This is a genomic window from Methylobacterium sp. J-030 (assembly GCF_022829545.1).
Lineage (GTDB): Bacteria > Pseudomonadota > Alphaproteobacteria > Rhizobiales > Beijerinckiaceae > Methylobacterium.
The window spans coordinates 39,534-54,828 of record NZ_JAKSYM010000170.1 but is presented as its reverse complement, the minus strand read 5'-3'; the positions used below and the strand labels follow the sequence as shown (position 1 = coordinate 54,828).

19 protein-coding genes are annotated in these 15,295 nt (G+C 67.0%); 14 read left to right on the top strand and 5 right to left on the bottom strand.

The window, feature by feature from the left end; genetic code table 11:
- Window positions 1–597: 597 nt before the first annotated feature.
- From MKK75_RS10895 to MKK75_RS10875, 5 genes are all read left to right on the top strand, one after another.
- On the top strand, window positions 598–1,101 hold the full coding sequence (locus MKK75_RS10895; protein ID WP_244042595.1) for a hypothetical protein: 504 nt from the start codon (window positions 598–600) through the stop codon (window positions 1,099–1,101).
- Between the two features lie 177 nt (window positions 1,102–1,278).
- Window positions 1,279–1,656, top strand: coding sequence for a hypothetical protein (locus MKK75_RS10890; RefSeq protein WP_244042594.1), 378 nt, complete (start codon window positions 1,279–1,281; stop codon window positions 1,654–1,656).
- Window positions 1,657–1,784: 128 nt separating this feature from the next.
- Window positions 1,785–2,084 (top strand): PilZ domain-containing protein, encoded by a 300-nt coding sequence (locus MKK75_RS10885; protein ID WP_244042593.1) that lies wholly within the window; start codon window positions 1,785–1,787, stop codon window positions 2,082–2,084.
- A 287-nt stretch (window positions 2,085–2,371) separates the two neighbouring features.
- A complete protein-coding gene (locus MKK75_RS10880) occupies window positions 2,372–2,545 on the top strand; it encodes a hypothetical protein (RefSeq protein WP_244042592.1) in 174 nt (57 codons plus the stop codon).
- A 49-nt stretch (window positions 2,546–2,594) separates the two neighbouring features.
- The gene (locus MKK75_RS10875) at window positions 2,595–3,368 is read left to right on the top strand and encodes a substrate-binding domain-containing protein (protein WP_244042591.1); all 774 of its coding nucleotides are present in this window, start codon (window positions 2,595–2,597) and stop codon (window positions 3,366–3,368) included.
- Window positions 3,369–3,408: 40 nt separating this feature from the next.
- Here MKK75_RS10875 and MKK75_RS10870 read toward each other — a convergent pair whose 3' ends face one another.
- Window positions 3,409–3,582, bottom strand: coding sequence for a hypothetical protein (locus tag MKK75_RS10870; protein WP_244042590.1), 174 nt, complete (start codon window positions 3,580–3,582; stop codon window positions 3,409–3,411).
- 194 nt (window positions 3,583–3,776) lie between these two features.
- On the opposite strand from MKK75_RS10870, the gene MKK75_RS10865 reads away from it, so the two are divergent.
- A complete protein-coding gene (locus MKK75_RS10865) occupies window positions 3,777–5,510 on the top strand; it encodes a putative bifunctional diguanylate cyclase/phosphodiesterase (RefSeq protein ID WP_409567549.1) in 1,734 nt (577 codons plus the stop codon).
- Window positions 5,511–5,535: 25 nt separating this feature from the next.
- Window positions 5,536–6,483, top strand: a complete 948-nt coding sequence (locus MKK75_RS10860) for a BLUF domain-containing protein (protein ID WP_244042589.1) — start codon at window positions 5,536–5,538, stop codon at window positions 6,481–6,483.
- Window positions 6,484–6,603: 120 nt separating this feature from the next.
- Here MKK75_RS10860 and MKK75_RS10855 read toward each other — a convergent pair whose 3' ends face one another.
- Genes MKK75_RS10855 through MKK75_RS10845 form a run of 4 tightly spaced genes read right to left on the bottom strand, consistent with a single transcriptional unit; the run spans window position 6,604 to window position 8,199 of the window.
- Window positions 6,604–7,038, bottom strand: a complete 435-nt coding sequence (locus tag MKK75_RS10855; RefSeq protein ID WP_244042588.1) for a MucR family transcriptional regulator — start codon at window positions 7,036–7,038, stop codon at window positions 6,604–6,606.
- A gap of 55 nt (window positions 7,039–7,093) precedes the next feature.
- Window positions 7,094–7,225, bottom strand: a complete 132-nt coding sequence (locus MKK75_RS35675) for a hypothetical protein (RefSeq protein ID WP_279593789.1) — start codon at window positions 7,223–7,225, stop codon at window positions 7,094–7,096.
- The gene (locus tag MKK75_RS10850; RefSeq protein WP_244042587.1) at window positions 7,222–7,992 is read right to left on the bottom strand and encodes a hypothetical protein; all 771 of its coding nucleotides are present in this window, start codon (window positions 7,990–7,992) and stop codon (window positions 7,222–7,224) included. Before MKK75_RS10850 ends, MKK75_RS35675 begins: the two co-directional genes overlap by 4 nt.
- Window positions 7,993–8,001: 9 nt before the next feature.
- On the bottom strand, window positions 8,002–8,199 hold the full coding sequence (locus MKK75_RS10845) for a hypothetical protein (protein ID WP_244042586.1): 198 nt from the start codon (window positions 8,197–8,199) through the stop codon (window positions 8,002–8,004).
- A 56-nt stretch (window positions 8,200–8,255) separates the two neighbouring features.
- On the opposite strand from MKK75_RS10845, the gene MKK75_RS10840 reads away from it, so the two are divergent.
- The 7 genes from MKK75_RS10840 (at window position 8,256) to MKK75_RS10810 (ending at window position 14,974) form a co-directional block, all read left to right on the top strand.
- The gene (locus MKK75_RS10840; RefSeq protein ID WP_244042585.1) at window positions 8,256–9,227 is read left to right on the top strand and encodes an integrase; all 972 of its coding nucleotides are present in this window, start codon (window positions 8,256–8,258) and stop codon (window positions 9,225–9,227) included.
- Between the two features lie 160 nt (window positions 9,228–9,387).
- Window positions 9,388–9,759, top strand: coding sequence for a hypothetical protein (locus MKK75_RS10835; protein WP_244042584.1), 372 nt, complete (start codon window positions 9,388–9,390; stop codon window positions 9,757–9,759).
- Between the two features lie 76 nt (window positions 9,760–9,835).
- A complete protein-coding gene (locus MKK75_RS10830) occupies window positions 9,836–10,756 on the top strand; it encodes a ferredoxin--NAD(+) reductase (protein WP_244042598.1) in 921 nt (306 codons plus the stop codon).
- Window positions 10,757–11,314: 558 nt separating this feature from the next.
- The gene (locus tag MKK75_RS10825) at window positions 11,315–12,955 is read left to right on the top strand and encodes a methyl-accepting chemotaxis protein (protein ID WP_244042583.1); all 1,641 of its coding nucleotides are present in this window, start codon (window positions 11,315–11,317) and stop codon (window positions 12,953–12,955) included.
- A gap of 295 nt (window positions 12,956–13,250) precedes the next feature.
- Window positions 13,251–13,640, top strand: a complete 390-nt coding sequence (locus MKK75_RS10820; protein WP_244042582.1) for a hypothetical protein — start codon at window positions 13,251–13,253, stop codon at window positions 13,638–13,640.
- A 142-nt stretch (window positions 13,641–13,782) separates the two neighbouring features.
- Window positions 13,783–14,070 (top strand): hypothetical protein, encoded by a 288-nt coding sequence (locus tag MKK75_RS10815; protein ID WP_244042581.1) that lies wholly within the window; start codon window positions 13,783–13,785, stop codon window positions 14,068–14,070.
- Window positions 14,071–14,413: 343 nt separating this feature from the next.
- Window positions 14,414–14,974, top strand: a complete 561-nt coding sequence (locus MKK75_RS10810) for a hypothetical protein (protein WP_244042580.1) — start codon at window positions 14,414–14,416, stop codon at window positions 14,972–14,974.
- Window positions 14,975–15,295 lie beyond the last annotated feature (321 nt).

Here is a 15,295-nt window from a genome sequence, read left to right as displayed (position 1 = left end):
CGTGTGTCGGTGGGCAAGTGCGGCGTGATCCGCGCAAACTGCTCGTCCGTCAGCCAGAACTGATCCATCGGCTCCTCCCACGGAAGCCGTGAATCACACCCAAGCCGTCCGCGCCACCATTATGGGTCCGGACGGTAGTTCGGGCGAAGCTGATCGAGTGATCAGTATATACCGGTGCTCTCGCAAGCCGCTCCGAACGCCTGACTACAGGCGTCGGTTTGGCTAGGCGCTGCGGCGCCTGAGATGCCAGCGCCTCCCGTCGATCCACCGGCCGCCCCAACCGTTCCTGTCGTCGTAGCCGTTCGAGCGGAGTTTGCAGCTTGGTCGGTCAATGCGATCGAGTTCCCTGCGATTGCCGCGCCGCCTGTCGAACCGCCGCCCGCTACAGATTGCGTAGCGTTCGAGGCTCGTTCCGTGAGGGTCGTTGCGTTCGAGGAGACCCCTGAGCTGAATGCCGACGCGTTGCCGCCGGAGGATCCTCCGCCCGAGAACCCTCCGCTCGAGCCCGTCCCTCCGGCGATGCCCGCACCCGACCCGCCCAATGCCGTCTGGTAGGCCTGTTCTGCCGCCTGCACGCCGTTGACTGCCGTAGGGGACGTGGAGCCCACGCCTGATGCCGTCGAACTGCTCGATGCGCCGCTACCGCCGCCAGTACCACCGGTCAATCCAACTGCGGAGCTGCCCGACGTCGACAAACTCGTGAGACCGGACACGTTCAGGCCAGTGCTGACGGATGAGAGCGAACCGGCGGGACTGGCGGTCGTCGATGAGCTGCCGGCTGGGTTCGGGACGCTGCCGCCGCCAGAGCCGCCGCCACCGAAGCTCAAGGCACCTGCGTTGGTAATGCCCCCCGTCAGGCTTGAGATCGACGGGAAACTGCTGCCGCTCAAACCGCCGGCATTCGCGATCGAACCCGTCGGCTCGACCGAGGCGCTGGATAGACCGACCGTCCCCGGCGTAGCAGGTGCAACGCTGACGCTGGCGATCGACGGCGAGTTGGTGCTGGTCGCACTCTGCGCGAGTGCCGGGCCCGAGGCCGCGAGCAGGACAGCTACCGAGAGGAGGACCCGCATGGCGTTCACCGTCGGAGGATGCCCATGATCGGCCAACCTTTCGTCCGTTCCTCAGTTCCGCTTTAAAGGCGCAGCATATCGAGGCACGGTTCCGGGCATAGGCCGGGATCGCGGAACGTTGCTGTGGCGCCGCCAATCTGGTCGGTCGACCGTGTCAGACCGCTTGAAGTCGGCCTATCGAAGGACAGAGGTTAAAACTTAAACCATGTTCGATGACGCGGCCGCTCGGGGCTATCTCGCTGGACTGGCTCCGGTCGCTCTGGGGTCAGTCCGCTGGCTTATCTATGACGATACCCGGCAATGGGTTTCTGTCGTTGACGGCGCGATCGCCCCGCTGCGAGAAGCCTGCGAGCATGTCGTCAGCGCATCGAGAGAGGGGAACGTCAAAGCATCATTCGACGATGCGATCCGCGAGTACCTTGCTGAAGATGCTGATCGCACCCCGCAGATCGTTGCCCTCTCGTGCGCTGTGTTGATGAAGAGGCTCGATGATCTAGACACAGTCTTCGTTCAGGTGCAGTCTGGCGTCATGGCTACCCTCGTCTACGCCGGGCATGTAGTCGTTCGGCCCGTCGCCGCATGATCGGACCCGGTGCTGTCGCGAAAAGGCATGCCGTCTTCGACTCAGATCCGGACAATTCGAGCGTTCGTCGATAGGGGCCTTCCATCGGCGTCGTGCATTCTGTGGCGAGAATGCTGAGGGTACCTGCGATGATCGAGCGTCGGGCGGAAGATCGGACCCGCCTCAACATCCCCGGCATGATCTTGGTCGACGAGCACAGGACCATGCCCTGCATCATCTCGGATCGCTCGGCGACCGGCATTCGGGTCACGTTGCCAAGCACCGAAGACCTTCCAGATGTCTTCATCCTTACCTTCGACGACACCGGCGAGGCCCTCGTCTGTCGCGCGGCTTGGCGGAAGGCCGACCAGATCGGCTGCATCGCCGACGTGCTGGTGACGGCGTGGCTGGTGCAACCGGCACTTCGACCCCAGATGGCTTGGCACTGAGGCACCCCGTCATTTGCGCCGCTCGCCGCTTCGCCTGACCGCCGGGTAGAGCCGCGAATGCACTCATGACCCGGGAGGCACTGTGGCCAGAGAGACTCAGGCTCCGGCCCGCGTGCCAGGATGACTGGTGACAGTCTGTACCGACGATCGAGCTTGGTGAAGAACCGTAGCGTCTTCGGAGGAAATAGATGTCGATTCGGCGGTCGGTCGCGGCTTGGTCCGTTTTTGGTGCGGTCCTGTTGGGGGCCTGCGGCGTTGGACTGGCGGCCGACGAGACCACCGGCCTTATGGCTCTCACTGAGAACAAGCAGGTGGCGCCCCAGACCACCGGGTCGATCGCCATGCCGATGCTGCGCGTCAAGCCACGCGCCGTCGAGAAGTCGCGCTACGTCGAGAAGCCGTGGAAGTCCTACGTATGCGTAGGTTGTGAGATGAACAATCGCCCGTCGCCCGACAGGTAGCCCAGCCGGCGCGCAGGTCTGAAGAGGGTGGACGATGCCGGAACGGTTCATGATCAACCTCATGGCTTCGCTCGCGTTGATCCTGGCACCGTGGCCGAGCCAGGCGAGCGAAGCGCTCACCGTGCTGATGTCAGGCGGGTTCTCGCTGGCCTATCGCGCGGTCATCCCGGACTTCGAACGCGACACCGGCATCTCCGTCACGACGCTGTCCGGCGCATCCCAGGGGACGGGCCCGCAGACGGTGAAATCCCAGCTCGAGCGCGGCGTTCGAGCCGATGTCGTCATCCTCTCCGAGAACGGATTGGATGAACTCATCACGGCGGGCTTGGTCCTGCACGGCACGGCCGCGGGGCTGGCGCGTGTGCCGCTCGGTGCCGCCGTGCGCCAGGGCAGCCCCAAACCTGACGTCGCCACCCTCGACGCCCTGAAGCGCACGTTGCTCGCAGCCCGACTCCTGGTGATGCCCGGGAGCACGAGCGGCCTGTTCATGAAGACCACCGTGTTGCCGAAGCTCGCGATCGGCGACAGGGTGGCGTCGAAGCTGGTCCCCCGGGGATTGGACGCCACGCGGATGCTGGCGGCGGGCGAGGCGGACCTCGCCATCGGGCCGTTGAGCGAACTCGTCGATCAACCGGGGGTGAGCCTGGTCGGACCGCTGCCCGAAGAGGTTCAGCTGGTGCAGGTGTTTACGGGCGCGATCGTCGCCACCTCGCCGCATGTCGCCGAGGGCAAGCGGCTGATCGCCTTCCTGGCGTCGGAGCGCGCCGCCGCGGCCATCAGGAAGGCCGGCATGGAGCCCGGCGGGGCCCTTCGCGCGCGATAGGGCGGCGGGGGGCATCGTACGCGGTTCGGTCCTGATCCGATCAGCGGACGATCCTGAAGGAGTCGAGGAGGTCGACACGCTCATCGGCCTCGATCACGATGGGCGCGTTCATGCCGCCGATCGCCTCATGGATGGCCGACGTCATCTTGGCGTTGAACTGCACGCGCTCCCGGACGTCCATCACCGCGTCGAATTGGCCGATTGTTTGTCGCATGTTTCCAATTCGGAGCCGAGCTTACGTATTGCCACCCTTGTCTAACCTAGATTAGTAAGGAATTAGGGCCTCAAGCTTCAATGGTTCTTTATATTTTGAAACACGTAAACCCTGTATTAAAGATTTGCTAGGAATATTCGCGACGCTACAAGGCGCCGTATGTTGCGTAGGCGCCTCTATGGGACATATGCGTGATGACGGCTGCCCTGCACCAGTCCGGCGCAGTACAACTAGAACCTTTGTCAGTGGGGGCGCGGCCTGGTTCAGGCGCAGCGTCACTCATCATGGCTCACCAATACCTCGATGCCATTCGACACGGCCTGCTCATGATCGGCCCGTCAGGCGAGGTCGCTAATTTCAATGCTGCAACTCAGATTTTCCTGAAAAGTTTGGGTGTGGAGCTGCATGTTGGGCTACCAGCCAGCCAACTACGTCGTGCTCTGTCTGCCGAAACCTTGCTCACACGGCGAAAAATATTTGAATTGTTGCGACATGCTTTGAGTTCTCTGGCGTCGGTCTCTTTCGAGGTTGTGGGCCAAGATCGAACGCTCATGATTGAATTTTGCCCCGTCGCAACTGGAGGCTGGATCGCGACGCTTGAAGATGTGAGCGCGCGCAAGGCGAGCGAAGCGCGAGCGGACGAGATGGCGCGGCTCGATCCCCTCACTGGCTTGCCGAACCGACTTCTCCTGCGCGAACGTTTGGCCCAGGCTCTGGCACGCTTGCAGCGCGGCGGCGAGCCGTATGCGCTGCTGCTCATCGACCTCGATCGATTCAAACCGGTCAACGACACACTCGGCCATCCGATCGGCGACTTACTGCTCGCGAAGGTCGCCGATCGCCTGCGCTCGACTGTCAGGCCGACGGATACCGTAGCCCGCATCGGTGGCGACGAGTTTGTAATCTTGCAAACCGGCATCCGCGAGGCCGGCAATACGCAAGCGCTGGCTCGGCGCATCGTCGATCTGATCAGCCGAACTTACATGGTTGAAGGTCACCTCCTGACGATCGGGGCGAGTGTCGGCGTAGCCCTCGCACCCACGGATGGAGAAAGTGCTGACAAGCTTTTGAAAAATGCCGACCTTGCTTTGTACAGGGCTAAGCTCGACGGGCGGGGCACATACCGCTTCTACGAACCTGAGATGGACGCGCGCATGCAAGCGCGCCGACGGCTCGAACTCGACATGCGTCAGGCGCTGGCTCGCCGCGAATTCCAGCTGCACTACCAACCACAATTACAGCTCGATGGTGACAGGCTGATCGGTTGTGAAGCGCTGATCCGATGGAAGCATCCAGAACGTGGCTTGATATCTCCGCTGGACTTCATTCCGCTTGCCGAGGAGATCGGCCTGATCGTACCGATCGGCGAGTGGGTCATTCGGCAGGCCTGCCGCGACGCGACAACTTGGCCCGCTGGAATGTCCGTCGCGGTGAACGTTTCTCCGGCTCAATTCAAAAGCGACCGGTTGGTCGAGACGATCATTTCGGCTCTTGCCAGCTCAGGCTTATCGGCCAAGCGGCTGGAGGTTGAGATCACTGAAGGGGTGCTTTTGCAAGAAAGCGTAAAGACTTTGCAGACGCTGCATCGTCTGCGTGAACTCGGGATCCGTGTCTCGATGGACGATTTCGGTACGGGCTACTCATCCTTGAGTTACCTGCGCAGTTTTCCATTCGACAAGATCAAGATCGACAGGTCGTTCGTACAAGATCTTGCGAGCAAGCCGGACGGCGACGCGATCATTCGAGCGATCGCTGGTCTCGGCAAGAGTCTGGGAATGACCACGGTGGCCGAGGGTGTCGAAACGCCGGAACAGATGCAACGCATCCGTGAGGAAGGCTGTACCGACGTTCAGGGCTACCTCATCAGTAAGCCGATACCATCCGACGATTTGTTGCAGTTCCTCACGAGCTACCGTCCAAATCTTTGATCCGCACCGCTACTCGGATAGTCCTATGAGTGAACTCTACCGTCTCGTCTACGCCAGTAAGAACCTGTTCCAAGGAACCGATGCCGAGCTGAAAGCGACCATCAGTCAAATTTTGGCTGCATCGCAGCGAAACAACGATCGATCTCATGTGACCGGCGCGCTGATGTTCAATGCTGGTGCGTTTGCCCAGGTCCTCGAAGGCCCGCGCCAGGGGGTCGAGGAAACTTTCGAGCGGATCCAGTGCGATGATCGCCATGGGGACGTGACGGTTCTTCAGTGTGGTCCGACGGAGGCCCGCAGCTTTGCCAATTGGTCGATGGCTTTCGTCGGGCAGTCGTCTAGTGGGCAGGCGCAGTTCAACCGACTTGCATCGGAGAGCGGCTTTGACCTGTCTAGGCTGGACGGTGATGCCGTGTTCGCCATGCTGCATGAGTTAGTCTTAGAGGAGGAGGGTCAGCCAGCCTCACCCGCCGCCGCTTCGTTGATCGGGCCAACCGGTGCCCGGCCCTCGGCCGGTCTCGATGTCGAGCAGCTGAGAGCGGAAATCATGCAGCTTCGACCGGATGCAACAGCGACGCATGCGTCGACGCCGGGGGACGACGAGCAGAAAATCGAAATCCTCAAGTCTGAGCGGACACCCAGTGTTGTCAGCGACATGAAACGCTCCTCACAGGGAGCAACAGCCGCGGCACTGAGCATACTCAAGGCCGCGTTGGTCGATGAGCGGCAGCGCACGAGTGATCTCCGGACCGAAATCGATGCGTTGCAAGTCGCTTTGGCATCGAGCGAAGAGCGGCTTGATGCCATGCGGAACGAGCGGGATCGTTGGGCTGGACGTGCGGAGCTTCTCGCTGCGGCCATGGCCCGAGAAGCCGGTGACGTCCAGACTGTGCACCTCGGCGTTCATTCAGCTGTAGCAGCTCCAAACGCACTGCCGAGTTTGGAAGATGCTGCAGGCATCCTAGCCGCTTGAACACCATCGTGGGCAGCGAGCGCCGAATGCGATCGCTGCCCAAGATAATCGGGATCGCAGGTTGAGCCTTATGAATCCGGCTGTGCTTCGCGAGGAGCGCGTACCCAGAGACCGCCCCGCCTACTCCGCCGCCCGCCGCTTCGCCTGGCCGCCGGGCACACCGAGCCGGATCGCCTTGGCGAGCGACGAGCGCTGCGCCGAGTAGGACGGGCTGACCATCGGATAGTCGGCTGGGAGCCGGAAGCGCTCGCGGTAGCCTCGCGGGTCAAGGCCATGGGCCGTGAGATGCCGCTTGAGCGTCTTGTAGGAGCGGCCGTCGAGGAAGCTCACGAGACCATCCGGGCGGATCGACTTGCGGACCTGAGAGGCCGAGGGGATCTCCGGGGCCGGCGCGGCCAAAGCGTCGTCCGTTGACGCGGCTGCGGTGCCGCCCGGAAGCCCGTCCAGCGCCCCGTGGAGCGTCGTGAGCAGCTGCGGCACGTCGGCCACCGCGATGTGGTTGTGGCTGACGTAGGCCGCCGCGATACCGGCGGTGAGGTTGATTGTATCAGTCATGAAGCTCTCCTGGCATGAGGCCGGCGGGGTTCGCGCACCGGCCGGGCGCGTGGGGTCAGTGCTTGGCCTCCTCTTCGTGGTCGGGGACCGGCACCCGCCGGCCGATCCGGCGGGCGGGTTCGTCGCTGATCGGCAGGCGGCCCCACTTGGCCTGGCCGCGGCCGCCTGAATCGGAGTTGTGCGTCACGCCGCCTCGCTCGCGGGCGGGAACGGCGCCGGCATGTACGCGCCGAGCCCGCTCGACAGCGACATCCACCGGGGCTTCACGTCGAGCTCGGCGCAGTACGCCTCCCAGGCCGCGCCCCCGTCCGAATCGGCGAGCACGAAGTGGGTGCAGCCGCTCGGCCACTGGCCGCGGCGGACCTGGTCCATGCCGGCGGCGTTGCGGGCGGCGAACAGGTCGGTCGCGGGTGCTCCGGACGGCGCGGCGGTCGCCGCCGGTCCCGCGCTGCCGGCCGAGGGGGCGCTGTTGCGCCAGAGCCCGCGCTCGAACCATCGGTGCAGCGCCCGGGCCTGACTGCGATGTTGGGCGCGGGTCTTGTCCCCGGCATTGGGCGCGCCGTGGTAGTTCGCCACGATTCCCGTCGCCTCGACGCCACCCTTGCAATAGGTGTTGAAGCCCTCCGTCGGCACGAGGCTCACCGTCCACTTCGGCAGGGTGGCGGGCGCGTTCGTCGTCTTGTTGCCCGTGATGTACGGGCTCATCCCCACCAAGAAGTAGCCGCGGCAGGTCACCGAGCTGAGGTCCTCGCCGGTGGCGTTGACGACGTAGACCGCGTCTTTCCCGACAATCGGGGCCGGATTCACGATTCGCGTGGCGAGCTGCACCCACTTGTCGGCCGGCAGCTTGGTCAGTGGATCGACCGTGCTGATGTCCAGGGCGAGTTGCGCCCGGGTGGGGCTGGCGGCCGTGAATCCGGCGATGAGGGCGAGGGCGGCGAGCTGGGCGCGCATGGACGGGTCTCAGGCTCCGGGTGGGGGGTGAAGGTCGGTGTGCTGGCCGCGCGACCAGAGGCGCGGATCCCACTCGCGGGCACGCGCCTGCAGGCTGCGTGAGCAAGCCAGGATCGGCGTCGCGACCCAGCCGATCGCCAGGAACGGCATGGCCAAAGCCTGGAGGCACGCGGCAAGCCCGCGTAGGACGAAGGCGGCTGCGATCATCGCCCGCCCCAGACTTCGGCGAGCCGGTCTTCGCGGATCCGCTCGCCTTCGACGGCATGATCGGCAGCGTCTTGCGGATCTACCAGAGCCACGAGGACTCGCCGTTCCACCGCCTTAAGCCCGGCTCGCGCCGCCCCTACCTCGTCTATCTGCGCCTGATGGAGGCGGAGATCGGCGACGTGCGCATCGACGCCGTGACTGGCCTCCAGGTGAAGCGCTGGCACGCGGCCTGGTCTGACGCGGGCGCCAAGCCGGCGGCCGGGCAGACGCGCGTGTCGGTGCTGAAGGCCGCCCTCACCTTCTGCGTCGTGGCCGGCCACCGCTCCTGCCGCATCCTGCGCGACGACATCCGCGAGCTGCGCCTGCCGGCGCCGCGCCCGCGCAGCATGTACGCCACGGTCGATCAGGTGCGCCGCGCGATCGCGGCCGCGCACGCGATGCGGCGCCCGTCGCTGGCGCTGTGCTACGCCGTCCAGTTCGAGACGGCGCTCCGCCAGTGGGACGCGGCCGGTCAGTGGTATCCGCTCGCCGATCCGACAATCTGCTCCGTGGTATACGGCCAGAGCAAATGGGCCGGCCTGGAATGGCGCCACATCGGCGAGGACCTGGTGCTGCGCTACACGCCGTCGAAGACGCGCGCCAGCAGCGGCGCCGAGGTGGTGATCGACCTGCGCTTGTGCCCCATGGTGCTGGAGGAGATGGCCCGGGTGCCGGTCGAGGCGCGCTCCGGGCCGCTGATCGTCAACGAGGCGACCGGCCGCCCCTACATGGAGCAGCAGTTCATCGGAGCCTGGCGGCGCGTCCGCGAGGCGGCCGGTCTACCGCCGGAGCTTTGGAGCCGGGATCTGCGCGCCTCGGCGATCACCGAGGGCCGCGGTGGCGGCGCGCTGACCGATGACGCGGCCAAGGTCGCCGGCCACACGAAGGCCCGAACCACGGCCGACGTGTACGACCGCGAGCGGCTGGAGGCGCACCGCCGCTTCGCCACCGCCCGGCTCGGCCGACGCGCGCCGAAATCCGAGGCCTGAACGGTCCGGGAACGTCACGAGGAGCGCCCCGGGAATGCCTGCCGTAAGCTACTGGCAGGTAAACGAAATCCTAACGACATTGTTAAGCCCCCCTTAACCATGTCCGCGCAGGCTCCTGTTGATGGTTGGGCGCGTCGGCGCCCGGGGCGGGGATGGGCGGATGGCCGAGGCGGCGCGGCGTTATCAGCAGGCGGGCAGCTCCGATCTCTTGCGCCGCCTGATGGCCCGGCCGGTCCGGCTGGACCCGCAGGCCCGGACCCGGCTGCCCCTGCTCGGACACGCTCTGCCCGCTCACTACGTGCCCGCCAGCGAGCCCGACGAAGACCTGTTCGACGATTCCGACGAGGCCATCGCCCGCCTCGAGACCGAGCTGCAGGTGATGAAGGCGGTGCTGCGCGCCCAGCGGCAGGAGGTCGAATCGCTGCGGGCGCAGCGCCAGCTCCTCACCGAATCCACGGCCAGCGACGACGTCCGCGCCACCCGCGAGCGCTGGGCGGCCCTGGTCGATTCGCTCCTGATCCGCGCCAAGTGAACCGTGCCCCGTGAACCCGCCCTCGCCCGTGAACCCACCTTCGGTGAGCCCTCTCCAGACCACGCGGGGTAAGGCCATGGGCGCGCGCTGCTCGCTCGTCGTCAACGGCCGGTCGGTGCGCGTCTCGACCGGCGATACGCCGCTTGAGGCGGCGCTCGCCGAGGGCATGATCGCGTCGGTGCAGACGCAGGCCGGCGCGCCGCCGGCCCATCAGGGCGCGGCCCGCCCCGCCCGCCGCCCGCCGGCCCATCGCGCCCGGCCCGAATCGCTCCGGCCGGGCCTGCCATCCGCCCCGATCCCGGGTCAGGAGGTGGCGCCGCCGATCCCGGTCGCAATCCGAAAGGGCACCGTCACGGAGATCCGCCGGCTCAGCCCCGGCATCGTCGAGGTCGTGGCCACCCTGACCCGGCGCCCGACCCTGGAGCCCGGCCATCAGGCCCACGTGACCTTCGCGGGGCTGCCGACCCTCACCCTGGCCCCGACCCTGCGGATCGACGGCGCCGCCGAGATCAACGAGGCGGTGTTCCACATCCCCCGCGATCCCGAGGGCGGCCCGGTCGACGCGATCCGGCTCGACCAGCCCGTGCGCCTCAAGGGACCCGTGGGCCGGGGACAGTACCGCCCCGGCGGTGGGCGCCTCGTGCTGGTGGCGGCCGGCGCCGGTTTCGGCGCGATCTGGGCGATCGCCCGGGCCGCCCGCTACGTCGAGCCCGCCCGCGAGATGGCGCTCGCGGTCGGCGCCCGGGCCGCCCTCGACCTCTACATGCGCGAGAGCCTGGACTGGCTGCGCCGCACCGGCGTCGCCCGGATCGTGCTCTGCGCCGACCGCGGCCGTCAGCGCCCGCCGGATGTGCGCTCCGGACCCCTCACCGCCCACCTGCCGAGCCTGCGCGCCACCGACGTGGTCCATGTGGCGGGCGACGTCTCGACCGTGGGCGCCGTGCAGGTGCTCGCCGCCTCGGTGGGCGCGCGCTGCTACCCGATCGTGCTCGACTGAGGGCGGGCGCACGGAAGCGGCGCCGCCGACGCATTCTCCTCGCCCCGCGGGACGGTCCACGGCCTCGACTCCGGCGTTCGCGCGATCGGCGGATCGTCCGGAGATGGTCCTGCGTAGGGCCGGGCGGGATCCGGGGCTGGAGCGCGGGCCGCATGTCTTGCGCGGGCGCAGCCTGAGCCGCGGCTCGGATGTTTCCGGTGGGCACGGGTCCGATTCCCGTCCGGGTGTCGAACGCGACGATCCGTTCCGGATCGACGGCGGGGCGGCCTGTCGGCCGGAAGGCTTTGCTTCGGGCGGAGCGAAACCCGAGGCAACAATCCACCGCACGTTGATCTGCAGGCCTTTGATGAGAATCGGTATGAAATATTCTTACCGTCACGATGACTGATCGAATCGAGCTGGTTCATTGATCTGATGAGCGTATAAGCACGTCCGCCATGCGGGCAAGAAATCGAAAAAGTTATGCTATAGGGCTCCCGCGGCCATACGGGAGTGGGAGATATGCGGCTTCTCCGAAATGCGAAATTGATCGTCAAAATCTCCGTTCCGATTCTCATCATGATCTTGGCCGGCACATTCATCGCGACTTACTCGATCAATGCGCTCAACGTTATGGAGCAGCGCAACAAATACCTGGTGGATTACTATTTTTCACGTTTGGATATGTTCTCGAAAGTCCGCGAGAATTTTGTCGAAGCAGGTCTGATGAACCGCAACATGATCATCGGCCAGCCGGAAGGCGAGATTCCGTCCTTCCGCGAACGCTATGACAAGGCGGTCAAAGCCGTGGCCGACAATGTCGAGGCACTGGCTGCAGGATCGCGGCGGAAGGAAATCCAGGACATCCAGCGCAACATCGGCCGCATCGCCCGCGCGTACTTCGATCAGCTCGACCGCGCCAACGCCCTCGCGCTGCGGGACGAGCGGGACTTGGCGATCCAAGTCGGCGTCGTGGCGAGCCAGGAGATTCAGAAGCGGTTCGACGCGGCGTCGCAGGCGTACGAGGCGCAGGCGCCGGCCCGTCTCAAGGAGGCGAAGATCGCCTCGCAGCAGGAGGCCGAGCAGGCCCGCACGATCCTGATCGGCGCGGCCCTGGCGGCCCTGCTCGCTGGTCTCGGCCTCGCCGCGGCGATCGTCATCTTCGGCGTCACGCGGCCCCTCCACCGCCTCGTCACCGGATTGCAGCGCATGACGCAGGGCGATGTCGAGGCCGCGATCCCCGAGGCGCGGCGCGGCGACGAGATCGGGATGGTCGGCCGCGCGGTCGAGGAGATCAAGGCCATGGTCGCCCGCAACGCCGCCGCCGAGGTCGAGCACAAGCGGCAGGCGGAAGCCGCCGCCTCCGCCGAGCGCAGGCGCAACCGGATGGAGCTGGCTCAGACCCTCGAACAGGCCGTGGCCAGGATCGTCGAACGCGTCTCGGCCTCCGCGGGCGAACTTCAGACCACCGCCCACCAGATGACCACGACCGCCCAGGAGACGGCCACCCAGTCCGGCACGGTGGCGAGCGCGGCCGAGGAGGCCGCGGCCAACATCAACACCGTCGCGGTCTCGGCCGAGGAACTCGGCGGCTCTATCCAGGAGATCGGCCGGCAGGCGAGCAGTTCCTCGAAACTCGCCCAGCAGGCGGTCGGCGAGGCGGATCAGACGGCCGGGCTCGTCTCGGAGCTGCGGACGGCCGCCGCCGAGGTCGGCGACGTGGTGCGGCTGATCTCGGGCATCGCCGAGCAGACCAACCTGCTGGCGCTCAACGCCACTATCGAGGCCGCCCGCGCCGGGGAGGCCGGCCGCGGCTTCGCGGTGGTGGCGGGCGAGGTGAAGGCCCTGGCCGAGAAGACCGCCAAGGCGACCGACGACATCGCCGCACAGATCGACCGGATCCAGGGCGTGACCGGCGCGGCGGTCGGCGCGATCGGCACGATCATCGACCGGATCCGCGAGATCAACGGGGTGGTGGTGGCGATCACGGCGGCCGTGAATCAGCAGGGCACGGCGACCCAGGAGATCGTCCGCGGCGTCGCCCAGGCGACGCAGGGGGCCGCGCAGGTGACCAGCAACATCGCCGGGGTGGCCGAGGCCTCGGAGCGGACGGGGGCCGCAGCCCATCAGGTGCTCACGGCCGCCACGGCCCTGTCGCGGCAGTCCGAGCACCTCTCGGGGGCGGTCGATCGCTTCCTGGTCGGCATCCGCGCCGCCTGAGAGCCTGTCCGACCCGGAAATCGTGGGTTTCCAAGGGGCTCAGCCCCTCGGTCGGTTCTCAGGCCGAGTCCCGAGTTATCTGGTCCTGAGACGTTCACCAGGGCGCTGCCCTGGACCCACGAAAGGTCTCGACCCTTCGAAACCACGACCTGGGCCCTCCGCGCGACGCGCAACACCCGGCGCTCCGGTCAAACGGGCTCCGATGACCGCGGCCGCGCCGCCGGCGGGCCTTGTCGGGGTCCCGGGCCGCTCCGTCATGTGAAGATAGGCCGCGTCTCAATGGGCGAGCCGGGCGATGCTGGTGCGGATGCCCGGGCTGATCGTCCATTCGCGCTGCACCGCCGCGGTGGCGAGCGCATCCCGGTGGGAGGCGCGGTATCGCGATGCAGATCTTGCCGAAGTCGGGGTTGCTCTCCTCCGGCCGCTCGCCGAACCCGACCTCGTCGAAGCCGCTTCCCGGCTGGACGATCACGGCGCGCGCGTGATCCGGATCATGGCCCGCCTGTCGCTGTCCCGGGCGGCCGCCCGGGATCCGATGGTGGCAGGCCGCACGCCCCGCGTCGGGATACGGGAGGACGCCGCCGGCTCCGAAACGTCTGCTCCCGAAGGCGGGGCCGGCGCATGCGCTCCGCTGCGAAACCGCATCAGATTGGCAGCCTTTTCTCGGCCCCGGCGGCTAGAGTGAACGGGTCGATGCAGAGCCGGATGGAGGTTTGCCGTGATCGCCAGCGTGGATCGGATCGCCCCGATGATGTCGCCCTGTCCGTGGTGTTGCCGCGTCCGAAACGAGGAGACCACACCACACGAGCCACGGAAGGCGACCAGCGATGCTGAGCTATGACGGTTCCCCGACCCCCCGTTCCGACCTGAACGCCGCGGCGCGCGGCGATCCGGCAACCCTCCGCGACCCCCTGTCCCGGAGCATCCGCTCCCATCCCTCCCACGAACGCGCCGCCCTCGCGAACGCCCTCGACGACGGGCTGATGCCCGACGAGGTGGCCCGGATCCTCGCCGGCCGCCGGGTGGCGGAGGCCTTCCCGATCCGCTGGGGCGAGAGCCCCGAGGCCTACGCGTCGCGGGCCGTGGCCGAGATGTTCGTGGCCTACCTCCAGTAGGCGTGCCGCTTCCAGCTCCGCGGACCCCGTCTCACGGAACGCTGCCATGACCGGCCGCCACACCGCGCTGCACCCGCCGGTGGGGCCGCTGGGCGGGGATGCGCGCGCGCATCCCCGCCCTGGCGCTCGCCGCCGGCCCCGCCGGGACGGACGGCCCGGAGGTTCCGGCCCAGCCCCCCGGCCGCCCCGGCCCCGGTGCGCCGCACCGGTTGCCCGGTCCACGGGGCGAGCCCACCGACATATCCGGACGTCATCCCCCGCGATTTTCGCACCCGCGGCGCGTCGCCGGAACGGAGCCGTGGGCTTGGTGTTGTCTGCCAAATCTTTATTCGGAGAGACGACAATGTCGGGAACCGCGAAAAAGACCGATCCCAAGCTGTGGGACAAGGTCAAGAAGCAGGTCACGAAGTCCGAGAAGGGCGGCAAGCCGGGCCAGTGGTCGGCGCGCAAGGCGCAGATGGCCACCGCCGAATACAAGAAGGAAGGCGGCGGCTACGCGGGCAAGAAGTCGGACGACAACCACCTCAAGCAGTGGACCGACGAGGAATGGGACACGAAGTCGGGCAAGGAGAGCGGCAAGACCGGCGAGCGCTACCTGCCCAAGAAGGCGCGCGAAAAGCTCAGCGACAAGGACTACGCCGCCAGCACGGCCAAGAAGCGGGCCGATACCGCCAAGGGCAAGCAGTTCTCGAAGCAGCCGAAGGCGGCCGCCGAGAAATCCGCCGCCGCGCGCAAGACCGGCACGGCGGGCAGCAAGTCCGGCAAGGCGGGCAGCAAGTCCGGCAAGGCGGACAGCAAGTCCGGGACGACCAAGGCCGAGCTGATGCGCAAGGCCCGGGCGCAGAACGTGCCCGGTCGCTCGCGCATGTCGAAGGCGCAGTTGGAGCACGCCGTCCACGCCTGAGCGCCTGTCCGACGGGCGGCGCAAGTCGTGGTCTCGAAAGGTCGAGACCTGTCGCGGGTCCGGGCCGAAGCGCTGGAGACCATCTCGGGGCCGAAAATCTCGGGGCCGAAGGTCTCAGGTCCGAAGATCTCAGGGCTCTGCCCTGAGAACCCGCCAAAGGGCTCGCCCTTTGGAAACCCGGATTCCGGGTCAAACAGGCTCCGGGGCGCAAGCTCCCATGACGGAAAACGCCCCGGGAAAGGCTCCCGGGGCGTTGCTTGGCTGAAGCGGCCAGTCTGATCGGGCTGGAGAGGCTCAGGTCGAGGGGCGGTGCTCAGGGCC